General features: G+C 69.8%; 9 protein-coding genes. 1 reads left to right on the plus strand and 8 read right to left on the minus strand.

Annotation, left to right across the window (positions count from 1 at the left end):
- Positions 1–81 precede the first annotated feature (81 nt).
- The 5 genes from ilvC to ACTWPT_RS08980 all read right to left on the minus strand — a co-directional run bounded on the left by ilvC (position 82) and on the right by ACTWPT_RS08980 (position 7,307).
- Entirely contained in the window at positions 82–1,065 is a 984-nt protein-coding gene (gene ilvC, locus ACTWPT_RS08960; protein WP_443177001.1) for a ketol-acid reductoisomerase, read from the minus strand.
- Positions 1,066–1,088: 23 nt separating this feature from the next.
- Entirely contained in the window at positions 1,089–1,613 is a 525-nt protein-coding gene (gene ilvN, locus ACTWPT_RS08965; RefSeq protein ID WP_443176794.1) for an acetolactate synthase small subunit, read from the minus strand.
- Positions 1,606–3,345, minus strand: coding sequence for an acetolactate synthase large subunit (locus ACTWPT_RS08970; protein WP_443176795.1), 1,740 nt, complete (start codon positions 3,343–3,345; stop codon positions 1,606–1,608). Before ACTWPT_RS08970 ends, ilvN begins: the two co-directional genes overlap by 8 nt.
- A 205-nt stretch (positions 3,346–3,550) precedes the next feature.
- A complete protein-coding gene (locus tag ACTWPT_RS08975) occupies positions 3,551–6,163 on the minus strand; it encodes an EAL domain-containing protein (protein ID WP_443176796.1) in 2,613 nt (870 codons plus the stop codon).
- A gap of 235 nt (positions 6,164–6,398) precedes the next feature.
- On the minus strand, positions 6,399–7,307 hold the full coding sequence (locus ACTWPT_RS08980; protein ID WP_443176797.1) for a 2-hydroxyacid dehydrogenase: 909 nt from the start codon (positions 7,305–7,307) through the stop codon (positions 6,399–6,401).
- Between the two features lie 38 nt (positions 7,308–7,345).
- Here ACTWPT_RS08980 and ACTWPT_RS08985 point away from each other — a divergent pair, with 38 nt between their 5' ends.
- The gene (locus ACTWPT_RS08985) at positions 7,346–8,437 is read left to right on the plus strand and encodes a PQQ-dependent sugar dehydrogenase (protein ID WP_443176798.1); all 1,092 of its coding nucleotides are present in this window, start codon (positions 7,346–7,348) and stop codon (positions 8,435–8,437) included.
- A 302-nt stretch (positions 8,438–8,739) separates the two neighbouring features.
- On the opposite strand, the gene ACTWPT_RS08990 is transcribed toward ACTWPT_RS08985, so the two are convergent.
- From ACTWPT_RS08990 to ACTWPT_RS09000, 3 genes are all read right to left on the minus strand, one after another.
- Positions 8,740–10,734, minus strand: a complete 1,995-nt coding sequence (locus ACTWPT_RS08990) for a VanW family protein (RefSeq protein ID WP_443176799.1) — start codon at positions 10,732–10,734, stop codon at positions 8,740–8,742.
- Between the two features lie 92 nt (positions 10,735–10,826).
- Positions 10,827–11,489, minus strand: a complete 663-nt coding sequence (locus ACTWPT_RS08995; protein WP_443176800.1) for a response regulator — start codon at positions 11,487–11,489, stop codon at positions 10,827–10,829.
- Positions 11,486–13,051, minus strand: a complete 1,566-nt coding sequence (locus ACTWPT_RS09000; protein ID WP_443176801.1) for an ATP-binding protein — start codon at positions 13,049–13,051, stop codon at positions 11,486–11,488. The genes ACTWPT_RS08995 and ACTWPT_RS09000 overlap by 4 nt, the downstream gene beginning before the upstream one ends.
- Positions 13,052–13,082: the final 31 nt, after the last annotated feature.

Below are 13,082 nucleotides of genomic sequence, written 5' to 3' on the forward strand. Positions count from 1 at the left end.
CCTCGAGACCATCCCGCCGGCCCGCTTGGGAAATAGGCAACGGGTGGGCGCGCGAAACGCCCACCCGTACTGCCCGGTGAACTAGGCCTTCAGCCAGCTCATCATCGGACGCAGCTTGGCGCCCGTCTTCTCGATCGGGTCCTCGGCCAGTTCCTCGCGGTACTGCGTGAACTTCTTCTGGCCGCTGTCGAACTCATCCACGAGCTCCCGCGCGAACGACCCGTCCTGGATCTCGCCCAGGATGCGGCGCATCTCCTGACGGGCCTCGTCGCCGATCACGCGCGGGCCGCGGGTGTAGCCGCCGTACTCCGCCGTGTCCGAGACCGACCAGTACATCTTGGAGATGCCGCCCTCGTACATCAGGTCGACGATGAGCTTCATCTCGTGCAGGCACTCGAAGTACGCGACCTCCGGCTGGTAGCCGGCCTCGATCAGCGTGTCGAAGCCGGCCTTGATGAGCTCGGACACGCCGCCGCAGAGCACGGCCTGCTCGCCGAACAGGTCGGTCTCCGTCTCTTCCTTGAACGTGGTGCGCAGCGCGCCGGCGCGGGTGCCGCCGATGCCCTTCGCGTACGACAGCGCCAGGTCCAGCGCCTTGCCGGAGGCGTCCTTCTCGACGGCCACGAGACACGGCACGCCGCGCCCGGCCTCGAACTGACGGCGGACGAGGTGGCCGGGGCCCTTCGGGGCGACCATGCACACGTCCACGCCCTCGGGCGCCTCGATGAGGCCGTAGCGGATGTTCAGGCCGTGGCCGAAGAACAGGGCGTCGCCCTCGACGAGGTTGGGGGCGACGTGATCGGCGTACAGGTGGCGCTGGATGTGGTCCGGCGCGAGGATCATCGTGACGTTGGCCTCCTCGACGGCCTCCGCCGGCGTGACGACCCGCAGCCCGTCGTTCTCGGCCTTCTCGCGGCTCTTGGAGCCCTCGGGCAGGCCGACGCGCACGTCCACGCCGGAGTCCCGGAGGGAGAGCGCGTGGGCGTGGCCCTGGCTGCCGTACCCCAGCACGGCCACGTGGCGTCCCTGGATGATCGACAGGTCGGCCTTGTCGTCGTAGTAAATCTCGGTCACTTGCTCAAAACCTTTCAGGCGGTACGGTCCAGTGCCCTGAGGGACCGGTCAGTGATGGAACGGGCGCCGCGGCCGATGGCCACCATGCCCGATTGGACGAGTTCTTTGATCCCGAACGGCTCGAGGACCTTGATGAACGCGTCGAGCTTGTCGGGAGTGCCGGTGACCTCGATGGTCACGGCATCGGCCGCCACGTCGACGCAGCGGGCGCGGAAGAGCTGGACGAGCTCGAGCACGTGCGAGCGGTTCTCGGCGTCGGCCTTGACCTTGATCAGCATCAGCTCGCGCTGCACGGACTGCGACGGGTCGAGCTCGACGATCTTGAGCACGTTCACGAGCTTGTTGAGCTGCTTGGTGACCTGCTCCAACGGCAGGTCCTCGACGCTGACGACGATCGTGATGCGCGAGATGTCGTCGTGCTCGGTCGGCCCGACGGCCAGCGAGTCGATGTTGAACCCCCGCCGGCTGAACAACGCGGACACGCGCGCCAGCACGCCCGGCTTGTTCTCGACAAGCACGGACAGCGTGTGTCTACTCATCCTCGTTCTCCCACTTCGGCGCCATGTCCCGGGCGATCTTGATGTCGTCGTTGCTGGTGCCTGCCGCGACCATGGGCCAGACCATCGCGTCCTGGTGGACGACGAAGTCGACCACGACAGGCACGTCGTTGATCTCCATGGCCTTCTTGATGACGGCGTCCACGTCCTCGGGACGCTCGCACCGCAGACCCACACAACCATAGGCCTCGGCGAGCTTCACGAAGTCCGGGATCCGGCGCGTCTTCTGCAGGTCCGTGTTGGAGTATCGCTCCTCGTAGAAGAGCGTCTGCCACTGGCGGACCATGCCCAGGTTACCGTTGTTGATGACGGCGATCTTGATCGGCACACCCTCCAGCGCGCAGGTGGCCAGCTCCTGGTTGGTCATCTGGAAGCAGCCGTCGCCGTCGATGGCCCACACCATGGCGTCCGGGCGACCCATCTTGGCGCCCATCGCGGCCGGCACGGCGAAGCCCATGGTGCCGAGGCCGCCGGAGTTGATGAACGTGCCCGGGTGCTCGTAGTCGATGAACTGAGAGGCCCACATCTGGTGCTGCCCGACCCCGGCCACGTAGTACGTGTCCGGTCCGGCGATCGCGCTCAGCCGCTCCATCACGTACTGCGGAGCCAGCGAGCCGTCCTCGAACTCCTCGTACCCCAGCGGGTAGGTCTCCTTGTAGCCGTTGAGCACCGTCCACCAGTCGGCGTAGTCGCCCTTCTGTCCGGACGCCCGGATCGCGGCGATGAGGTCGGTGATGACCTCCTTGCAGTCGCCGACGATCGGCACGTCGGCGTGGCGGTTCTTGGAGATCTCGGCCGGGTCGATGTCGGCGTGCACGACCTTCGCGTACGGCGCGAACGACGGCAGGTGGCCGGTCACCCGGTCGTCGAAGCGCACGCCCAGGCCGATGAGCAGGTCGGACTGCTGCAGCGCGCCGACGGCCGACACACTGCCGTGCATGCCCGGCATGCCCATGTGCTGCGGATGGCTGTCGGGGAACGTGCCGCGCGCCATCAGGGTGGTGATGACCGGGATGTTCGTCAGCTCGGCCAGCTCCAGCAGCTCGGCCGAGGCGCGGGCCTTGTGCACGCCGCCGCCGACGTACAGGACCGGCCGCCTGGACTCGGCGATCAGCTTGGCCGCCTCGCGGATCTGCTTCGAGTGGGGCCGCGTCACCGGGCGGTAGCCCGGCAGCTGCATCACCGGTGGCCAGGAGAAGGTGGTCTCGGCCTGCAACGCGTCCTTGGAGATGTCCACGAGCACCGGGCCGGGCCGGCCGGTCGCGGCGATGTGGAACGCCTCGGCGATCGTGCGCGGAATGTCCGCCGCGTCGGTGACCAAGAAGTTGTGCTTGGTGATCGGCATCGTGATGCCGGAAATGTCGGCCTCCTGGAAGGCGTCCGTGCCGATCGCCTTGCTGGCCACCTGTCCGGTGATCGCCACGATCGGCACCGAGTCCATGTAGGCGTCCGCGATCGGCGTCACCAGGTTGGTGGCGCCGGGACCGCTGGTCGCCATGCAGACCCCGACCTTGCCCGTGGCCTGGGCATAGCCTTCGGCCGCATGCCCGGCGCCCTGCTCGTGCCGTACAAGCACGTGCCGGACCTTGGTCGAGTCGTAGAGAGGATCGTAGGCGGGCAGGATGGCGCCGCCAGGGATCCCGAACACGGTGTCGACTCCCACGTGCTCCAACGCCCTCACCAGGGCTTGTGCACCTGTCATGCGTTCGGTCATCGGCTCGTTCCTTGCGTGGCTACTCGCTTAGGACATAAAAAATGCCCCTTCCCACCGGACGGCGGTGGGTCTGGGGCGGCGCGCAGGTCGTGGTGCTTCGCTATCGGCCTGCGCGCCGGCGAAGTACTACGAGAATCTCACTGCGAAGCATGGCCCCACGATAGCCGCTCTGAACGCCCTGATGTCAACTTCGTGGACACAAGTCTCAAACAGTGAGACTAGTCCGCATCAGGGAGTCGACCCCGCGCGCCGCCATCGGGCGGGCCACGAGGAAGCCCTGGCCGCTGGTGCAGCCCATTTTCCGCAGCAGTTCCAGCTGTTCGGGACGCTCGATGCCCTCGGCCACCACGGTCAGCCCGAGGTCGTGACCGAGTCGCACGATCGTCCGCGTGAGCAGCGTCAGCGTGTCGTCCCTGCCGAGCCCCGCCACGAACGACGGATCGATCTTGATCATGTCGACCGGCAGCTGCCGGAGGAACGCCAGCGACGCGTAGCCGGTGCCGAAGTCGTCGATGGCCAGCCGCACCCCGAGCGCGCGCAGCTCCGACAGCCGCCTGATCGTCTCCTCCGCGTCCTCGACGAGCATCTCCTCGATCACCTCGAGGGTGAGCGCGGACGCCGGCAGCCCGCTCTCGGCCAGCGCCTCCTCGACCGTCTCGACGAAGCGGGGCGCGGTGATCTGGCGGGCCGACAGGTTGAGCGACAACCCGATGTCCCAGGACGAGGCCCGCCAGGCGGCGACCTCGCGGCACGCCTCATGCAGGATCCACTCGCTCAGCGGCACGATCAGGCCGGTGTCCTCGGCCGGGCCCAGGAACTGCTCGGGCGGCACGAACACCGACCCGCGCCACCACCGTACGAGCGCCTCGACCGCGGTCACCCGCGACGTGGACAGGTCGACCACCGGCTGGTATTCGATCGCGAACTGCTGCTCGATCAGCGCCCGCTGCAGGTCGGCGGCCAGCTCCAGGCGGCGTACGACGTCGGCGTGCATGTGCGCGGCGAACACCTCCACCCGCCGCCCGCCCAGCTCTTTGGAGCGCGCCATGGCGACATCCGCGTTACGGAGCAGGTCGCCGGCCGGCGTGTCGTCCTCGGTGAACGCCACGCCCACGCTCGCGGTCAGCGCCACGTCCCGGTCGGCCACCCGGAACGGCTCCTGCGAGACCGCCCGGACGAGCCGCTCGGCCAGATCCACCGCGACCTGCGCCTCGCCGCCGGTCTCCACCAGCACCGCGAACTCGTCGCCACCCCACCGGGCGAGCGTGTCGTCGGCGCGCACGGCGCCACGCAGCCGCCGGGCCGCCTGCCCGAGCAGGTAGTCGCCGCTGGCGTGCCCCACCGAGTCGTTGACCGAGGTGAACCCGTCGAGGTCGAGGAAGATCACCGCGACCTGACCGGACGTGCGCCCGGTCAGCACCTCGCGGGTGCGCTCCTCGAAGTAGGCGCGGTTGGGCAGACCGGTGATGCCGTCGTGGAAGGTCAGGTGGGCGACCTGGTTGCGCAGGGCCTCCTCGTCGCTGACGTCCCTGGTCGTGACCAGCATGAGCTCGTCGCCGCCGACATGGCGGGTGGCGACCGACTCGGTGGGGCGCCAGGTGCCGTCGGCCGCGCGTACCCGGCAGGCGATCAGGCAGGCGCCCGGGGCGGCGTTGTCCTCGTCGAGGTGCATGGCGCGCATCGCCACCTGGATGCCGGGCACGTCCTCGGGGTGGATGTAGTCGAAGATCGACCCGCCGACCAGCTCGTCGGGGCGGTAGCCGTACGTGACCTCGACCCCGGGGCCGATCTCACGTACGACGCCCTCGTAGTCGCACAGGAACACCACGTCGCCCGAGCTCTCGGCCAGCTCCCTGAGCTGCCGCTCGCCGAGCCTGACCAGGCCGCGCAGGCGCATATTGGCCGCCGACACCACGAACAGGCGTACCAGCAGGAGCAGCACCACGGAGACCGCGACCACCACGACGCCGGAGACGGGCTGCGCGGCCCGCCCTCCGGCCAAGTGGGCCAGCAGCGTGCAGGCCGCCACGGCGACCAGCGCCAGCGGGACCATCGCGACGACGTTCCTGGCGACGAGCACGCCCGCCTCCCTGACCCGCGGCGCCCACGGGACTGCGGCGAGCAGCAGCAACGCCACGGGCACCAGCATGACGGTCCAGGTCGGCGGCGCGCCGCCGTCCAGGCGCGCCACCCCGGCGGCCAGGGCGGCCACGGTCATGGTGGCGAGCACCCCGGTGCCTGCCAGGCCGAGCAGCCAGGAAGAGGACCTGCTGGTCAGCACGGACGGGATCACGGCGCACGTCACCAGCAACGCCACCATCGGCGGCAGCATGACGAGCGTGAACGCCGGCGGGTCGGCCGCGGCGTACACGTGGCGCAGCTGCACCACCCATCCGATGAGGAAGAGCGAAGCGGCGCACAGATAGGCGTCGCTGATATGCCGCAACACGGCCTTGGCCGGGAGCTTGCGATCGGCCGCGATCAGCGCGCCGCCCGCGGTGACCACGGCGCCGAGCAACACGAACAAGTCGGCGAAGCCGGCGACGAGGCTCTCGGCGAAGGGACGCAGCGCCATGCCGGCGCCCCAGATGACGGCGCCGCCGCCCATCCAGCGCGCCCCCATCGCCGTCGGGCGGTGCCCGGCCGACCTCAGCGAGACGACCAGCAAGGAGGCGGCGGCGGCCAGCGCCGCCAGGCCTCCGGCGATCGCTCCGGCGATCAGGACCTGTTCGTCCTTGACGAACGCGGCAGCGAGCACCACCATGCCTGCCGCAATCACGGCGGTCAGCGGCGCACGTGGATCACGCCAGCGGATCACAGTCGTTGCCCATCCCGTCTCGAGCTCTGCACCTGCGACCGCCGAAGTCCGGCGATCACTTCGCCAGTGTGAGCGGTCAGGGGCACGCGGGTGGTGACAACGCCGATGTCGTCACCGATCTGATAACCACACGGACCAATTGCCGCCAAGAGCTCCTTGACAGGCAGTCAGGAACTCCCCGCAAACGCCACCGTACGCACCGAAGGTCACGGACCAGCCACGTTCAGGGATCCTCTCAGTACGAGTCGGTGATAACGTTGATCAGCTGGTCGCCCGCGAGATAACGCGAGAGCTGCGCCTTGATCAGGCGGAGCATCCGCCGCCCCGACGCGGGGGTGCTGCCCGCGACGTGCGGGGTGATCAGCACGCCCGGCGCGCTCCAAAGGGGATGGCCCTCGGGCAGCGGCTCGGGCGCGGTCACATCCAGCGCGGCGCGTAGCCTACCGTTTTTGAGCTCCAAGATCAGCGCGTCGGTGTCGACGATGCCGCCCCTGGCGGCGTTCACGAGGACGGCGCCGTCCTTCATCCGGGCCAGGAACGTGGCGTCCACCATGCCAGCGGTATCCGATGTGGCGGGGACCAGCAGCACCACGACGTCCGCCTGGGGCAGCAGACGGGGCAGCTCCGCCATGCCGTGCACGCCCTCGCGGGCGCTCCTGGCCACCCGTACGGTCTCCACCTCGAAGCCCTCCAGCCGGCGTTCGAGCGCGGCGCCGATGGAGCCGTACCCGACGATCAGGACGATCGAGTCGGCCAGCACACCGGTGTGGTGGTAGGTCCACTCGCCCCTGCGCTGCGCGTCCACGAACTCGGGGAACTCCCTGAGCACCGCGATCATCGCACCGACCGCCCACTCGGCGGTCCCCGCGTCGTGCACGCCCCGGGCGTTGCACAGCACCGCGCCATGAGGCATGTGCGGCCGGTACGGCTCCACCCCCGCGGTGACGGTCTGCACCAGCCGCAGCGAGCTCATCCTGGCCAGCGTGCCGGGAACGTCGGGCACCGTGACGAGCGGCGGGATCCAGACCTCCACCTCCTCGATCCCCTCCGGCATGGGGGACGTGCCGTCATAGACGGCGCATTCGACTCCCGGCAGATCGGACAGAACTTCGGCCACCGAATCGGAGGGAACCCAGGTCTTCATGCGCAGAACTTTATGTCTCGCCGGTAAGTATGGGGGATATGAGGAAGCTCTGGACGATCCTACTCGTGGCCGCGCTGACCGCCTGTTCCAGCAGTTCGGGCAGCTCGAGCGGTTCCGGCGGCGGTGGTGGAGGCGGAGGCGAGGTGCTCCCGACGGCCACCGCGGGACAGGCCGCTGCCCCGGGCGAGCCGAAGGACGTGGTGACTGGTCTTTCCGTGCCGTGGGCGGTGGCGTTCTTGCCCAGCGGCGATGCTCTGGTGACCGAGCGGGACTCGGCCAGGCTGCTGCGGGTCAGCCAGGCCGGTCAGGTGACAGAGCTGGGGACGATCGAGGGGGTACGCCCGGACGGCGAGGGTGGCCTGATGGGCGTGGCCGTCAAGGACCAGCAAATTTTCCTTTACTTCACCGCGGAACAGGACAACCGGATCGTCCGGTACCCGTTCGACGGCAACCGCCTCGGCTCGCCGGAGGTGCTCCTCCAGGGCATCCCGAAGGGCGGCATCCACAACGGCGGCCGGCTCGCGTTCGGCCCCGACGGCTACCTGTACGCCACCACGGGCGAGGTCGGCGACCGCAGCCTCGCGCAGCAGCGTGACTCGCTCGGCGGCAAGATCCTGCGCATGACCGTGGACGGCAAGCCCGCCCCCGGCAACCCCTTCGGCACGCTCGTCTACAGCTACGGCCACCGCAATGTCCAGGGCCTGGCGTGGGACGAGCAGGGACGCCTGTACGCCTCCGAGTTCGGCGCCAACGCCTACGACGAGGTCAACCTGATCAAGCCGGGCTCGAATTACGGCTGGCCGGAGGTCGAGGGCCGCGGCGACGACCAGCGGTTCGTGAACCCCATCCTCACCTGGACCACGGACGAGGCGTCGCCGTCCGGCATGGCGTACGCGAACGGCTCCCTCTGGGTCGGCGCGTTGCGTGGGGCCCGTCTGTGGCAGATCCCGCTGGGCGAGGACGGCTCGGCCGCCAAGCCGGTCGCCCACTTCACCGACCGGTACGGCCGGATCCGCGCCGTCACCACCGCCCCGGACGGCGCCCTGTGGGTGGGCACCAGCAACCAGGACGGCAGGGGCTCCCCCCGCGACGGCGACGACCGCGTCCTGTCCGTGACGGCCTCCTCGTAACGCCCCCACCTCTGTCCCCCGGTCCCTGGCTGGTCACGACCTCCCCCGCGCGGTACGCCGGGTGCTGGTCGGGACCGCCGCCGGGCCGCCCTCCCACCGATGGTGCCCCGCCGTGGTGGGGGCCGGTTCGTGTACCGCCGTGCAGACGCCCCACCGGGGTCGCGTGCAGGAGTGCCCCCTACGACCCTCTGGGGGCGCCCGCGCCGTGGTGGGCCGTGTGCAGCCGACGACAGGCGACAGCGGGCGCCCTCGAAGGGCCCCTGGCCGGCGCCGGGGCGCGGAGGCGGGCGGGGGTCAGCTAGTTACTGGCCCGCGCCGGCGCAGGTGATCTGCGCCTGAGGCCGGTACTCCGTGGTCAGCTTCCTGTCCTTCTTGACCACTTTGCCGCCCTTGTAGAACACGCGGGCGACATCGATGGTGAACCCCTGCTCGCCCACCGTCGGCAGACAGCCAGGCTCCGAGCTGACCTCACGCCGGAACGGTTTGAAGTCCCGCCGCTCTGACGTGACCGCCTCGATCTTGTCGTACCGCTTGGTGCTCCACAGCGTGACCGTGACCGACGTGTCGGTGAAGGCGGTCTTGATCAGCACGCCGTACTCGGAGTCGTTGCGCCACTTCAGGTCGGTCTCCGGATAGAGCAGCGCGACGTCCCGCCCGGCGGGATAACGCTGCGCGTAGTAGTCCATCGGCCGGTGCTCGACGTCGTCGAACCCACCGAAGAAGGCCGCGTTGTACATGGTCGTGGCGAACTGCGACACGCCGCCGCCGACGATGTTCACCATCCGCCCGCCGACGATCTGCCCGGCCTCCACGTAGCCGTCCTCGACGGTCCGCTCCCCCACGATCTCGTTGATCGAGAACGTCTGCCCCGGCCTCACCAGATGCCCGTCGAGCTGCTGCGCCATGCGCTGGATGTTCTTCACCCGCGGCTGGCAGCAGTCGAACGTCGTGCTCAACGAGCCCACGATCTCCTTGATGCCGAGCCCACGGACCTGCTGTGTGCTGACGGTCGGCTCGACGACCCCCAGCCGCACCGGAATCGTCCGCTCGCCACTGGCGTCGAACACCTTCTCCGCGTCCCTGGCCAGCAGCTTGTCGTTCACGCCCCGCCCGGTGCGGGCAGGCACCAGGACCGGCTTTTCGTTCACGATCTGGTACGTGGCGTCGCGCGGCTGCTGGGCGGCGTCGACCAGCTTGCTCTCCACGTTCGCCAGCACCGCCTTGGCGTCGAACTCGGGCACCAGCGAGCCGTCGCCGTCCGGGGTGAACGTCAGGTTCGCCGCGATCACCGCGGGGAGAATCTGCGCCTGCTTGTCGCCGAGGGTCAGCGTGATGGGCGCGGCGACCGCCCTGCGTGCCTTGGCCAGGGCCGTCTGAACGGCCTCGCTGGTCGTGGCCGGCTTGGCCGGCCGCAGCGTCAGCACCACCGTGCCACCGCCGCGCAGGAAGGCGTCACCGATCTGGCGTACCGCGTCGTCCCGGTCGACCAACACGCCGTCGGCGGGCTCGCGCGCCTTCGGCTGCAGCCCGATGAAGACCACGCGGCCTTCGACCGCAGGCTTGTCCACGCCCTCCGCCAGGCCCTCGACGGTCCTGGCGAGCTGAGAGGAATCGATGGTGACCTTCGGCTGGAGCTCGGTGACGCCGGTCAGGCCCTGCCACACCTCCTGCGGGCTGGGGAACCCGCTCGGCGCCTGCCCTATCGTGCCGACCACGTCCAACTCCAGCCCGGCCTCGTCGGCCTGGACGGTGTCCTTCCTGCCGCCGATGTCGACCACGACGGGCTTGCTGAGCTTAGGGCTCAGCTCGATACGCAACTTCTCGGCCGCCTGCGTCACGGTCAGCCCGCCGATGTCCACCCCGGCCACGCGGGTGCCGCGCAACACGGATCCTGACATGAGCACGGCGGGCACCACGTACGCCAGCGCCGCGAGCACCACGACGAACAAGGCCAGGCCCGGCAGGAGCCGGCGCCGCTTCGGCGGGTCGGAGTCGAAAACAGAGGGTCGTTCGGCCACTCCGAAGACCGGGGCGGGTGGGGCCGACGGTTCCTTGTCCTTCATGGGCCATGGCTGCGGCGGCGGCGCCACCGGTGGTAGCGCGCCTCCCGATGGACCGCCCGGCGCGCTCGTGCCCTGTGCCGGCCGGGGCTCCTGCTTGGCCGGCGAGCCGAAGATGTCCCGGGAGACCCCTGGGGGTAACCCTTCGATCCGCGGCTTCTTGGAGACTGCCGACGACGGCAGCGGCACCGAGGCGAACGGGTCGGTCGGTGATTCGATCGGTCCGGCGTTTTGCACGCCTCAATCTCCTCCCGGTCCGCAGCCAAGTCTCAGGCAACAGTAAGGCACGGGGATCCGCATATGTCACGGGAAATGGCTACGGAAATGTGTCAACCTAGCCACCGGTAGCGATGTTCGGGACGTCCGGCCGTGCCGTAACGTGGCCGCAATTCCGCTTGACCCGCCGCGCACAGATGTTCGAGATAGCGGCGGGCGCTGACCCGCGACAAGCCCGTGAGCTCGGCCGCTTCGGCCGCCGACAGGTCGCGGCCCGCCTCTCGCAGGGTATCGGCGACCAGCGCGCAGGTGGCCGCGGACAACCCTTTCGGCATGGGGGCGGCCGACGTGTGCCTGCCGAAAAGGCGGTCCACGTCGTCCTGGCGCGCCTCGGGGCCGATGGAGGTCAGGCGTTTGCGGGTGTCGGTGTACTGCTGGAGACGTTCGGTCAGGGCGGCGGCGGTGAACGGCTTGATCAGGTAGTTGACCGCGCCGCCGCGCATGGCCTCCCTGACCGTGGGCACGTCGCGGGCGGCGCTGATCATGAGGACGTCCACGCCATGGAGTGCCTTGAGCACCTCCAGGCCGGACATGTCGGGCAGGTAGATGTCGAGCAGCACGAGATCGGGGCGGAGCTCGGCCACCGCGCTGAGCGCGTCGGCGCCGTTGTGCACCATGGCGACGACCTGGAAGCCCGGCACCCGGGATACGTAGCCGCTGTGGATGCGCGCGACCATGAAGTCGTCGTCCACGACCAGCACACGAATTGGGCTCATGATCCCGCCTTCGCCGGCAGCAGGGCGGTGAAGACCGCGCCCTCAGAGTTGGCTACCCGTACCCAGCCTCCTCTGCGCAGGCACGCCTGCCTGGTCAGCGCCAGGCCGAGGCCGCGTGGTCCCGAGTGGGCGGCCTTGGTGGTGAAGCCTTCCCTGAAGACCTCGTCCACCAGGTCAGGAGCGATGCCGGGGCCGGAGTCGCCGACCCGCACGCGCAGCCCGCTGTCGTCGGCCTGCACCGACACCTCGATCGTGCCTGCCGCGCCGTCGAGCGCGTCGATGGCGTTGGCGACCAGGTTGCCGACCACCAGGACCGCGTCCTGCGGGTCGCCGAGCATGCCTTCGGGGACGGCGGAGTCCTCCGCCAGCACGAGCGTGGCGCCGCGCTCGGCCGCCTCGGCGGACTTGGCCAGCAGGAGGGCGGCCAGGGTGGGGTCCTGGACGCGTTCACGCAGGTCGGTGGCGTACGTGGCGCGGGTGGTGCGGGTGATGAAGCCGATCGCGGCCTCGTGCTCGCCCAGCTCGAGCAGGCCGACGACGGTGTGCATGCGGTTGGCGAACTCGTGCGCCTGGGCCCGCAGCGCCTCCGTCGCGCTGCTGGTGTCGTCGAGCTCGCGGGCAAGGCGGACGAGCTCGGTACGGTCCCTGAGGGTGACCACCCAGCCGCGGTGCTGCCCGCGTACGGAGACCGGGGTGCGGTTGAGCACCAGCACCCGCTCGCCGTTCAGCACGACGCGGTCCTCGCCCTGGTCGGCGCCGCCGAGCACGTCGCGCATGCGGTCGGAGACCGGCATCTGGCTCAGGTCCTCGCCGACGTCGCCCAGCAGCTCGCGGGCGGCGTCGTTGACCAGCGTCACGCGGCCTTCGAGGTCGAGCGCGAGCACGCCTTCCTTGACGCCGTGCAGCACGCCTTCGCGCTGCTCCAGCAGGGCGGCGATCTCCCCGGGCTCCAGGCCGAACGTCTGCCTGCGTACGCGGGCGGTGATCAATGCGGCCAGCGCGAGGCCCGCCAGCATGACCGCCAGCGCCGTCCACACCAGCGGCGGCAGCGCGGCGCCGAGCTGGCCCATGACCGTCGTCTCCAGCACGCCGACCGAGACGAGGCCGATCACGTTGCCGTACTCGTCGCGGATCGGGGTCTTGCCCCTGACCGTGGTGCCGATGGTGCCGGTCTCTGTGCCGACCCAGTCCCTGCCGGTCCGCAGCACGGTGGTGCCGTCGGTGGACAGCTGCTTGCCGATCAGCGAGGTGTTGGGGTGGGCGTAGCGCTTCTGCTCGGCGTTGGCGATCACGACGTAGTCGGCGCCGGTCTGCTGCTGAACGCTCATGGCGAGCGGTTGCAGCACCGTCTCCGGGTTCTGCAGCTTGAAGGCGTCGCGGACCTGGGGCAGCGCGGCCACGGACTGGGCGATGGCGAGCGCGCGCTGCTGGTGCAGGCTGTCGAGCTGGTTACGCGTGTGGCCGGCCCACACGCCGGCCGTGCCCCCGACGGCGAGCAATACGATCACCGTCTGAAGCACGAACAGCTGGGTCCCCAGGGAGGCGTTACGCACCCATGTCACAGGGCACATCGAAACAAACCCAGGTCACGCC

Source organism: Nonomuraea sp. 3N208 (assembly GCF_052245935.1).
Classification (GTDB): Bacteria; Actinomycetota; Actinomycetes; order Streptosporangiales; family Streptosporangiaceae; genus Nonomuraea.

Excerpts from the sequence above, each read along its gene's own strand:
- ilvN (WP_443176794.1), bottom strand. The coding sequence starts at position 1,613 with ATGAGTAGACACACGCTGTCCGTGCTTGTCGAGAACAAGCCGGGCGTG.
- ACTWPT_RS08970 (WP_443176795.1), bottom strand. The coding sequence starts at position 3,345 with ATGACCGAACGCATGACAGGTGCACAAGCCCTGGTGAGGGCGTTGGAG.
- ACTWPT_RS08980 (WP_443176797.1), bottom strand. The coding sequence starts at position 7,307 with ATGAAGACCTGGGTTCCCTCCGATTCGGTGGCCGAAGTTCTGTCCGAT.
- ACTWPT_RS08985 (WP_443176798.1), top strand. The coding sequence starts at position 7,346 with ATGAGGAAGCTCTGGACGATCCTACTCGTGGCCGCGCTGACCGCCTGT.
- ACTWPT_RS08995 (WP_443176800.1), bottom strand. The coding sequence starts at position 11,489 with ATGAGCCCAATTCGTGTGCTGGTCGTGGACGACGACTTCATGGTCGCG.